The following is a 247-nucleotide window of genomic DNA, read 5'->3' as shown; positions in this document are numbered from 1 at the left end:
GGGGGTGTTCCAGCCTGAGCAGATCGTGCGCCACGCGGTAGGCGTGCTCGGGATCGCAGCCGGCGTAGCGCAGGTACTGCTGGTGTACGTGCAGGCCTGCCGCGGCATGGGCCGACCGGTAGCCAGCCAGGCGTTCGGTGTCCCCTCGAAGCGTGTGATGGCTGGTGCGCGCGATGACGGCGATGTCCTGGTGTCCCAGACCCAGCAGATGTTCGGTGGCTGCGCGGCCGCCGTCCCGGTGAGCGGT

At 70.0% G+C, this 247-nt stretch carries 1 protein-coding gene; it reads right to left on the bottom strand.

Translation table 11 applies throughout. The annotated features are described in order from the left end of the window. A partial coding sequence (locus tag KVT28_RS26035) for a substrate-binding domain-containing protein (protein WP_217551158.1) occupies window positions 1-247 on the bottom strand: 247 nt, incomplete at both ends.

Source organism: Pantoea sp. GbtcB22, assembly GCF_019091025.1.
Classification (GTDB): domain Bacteria; phylum Pseudomonadota; class Gammaproteobacteria; order Enterobacterales; family Enterobacteriaceae; genus Pantoea; species Pantoea leporis.
The sequence above is the reverse complement of the archived record's forward strand: the minus strand, read 5'-3'. Positions and strand labels throughout refer to the sequence as shown.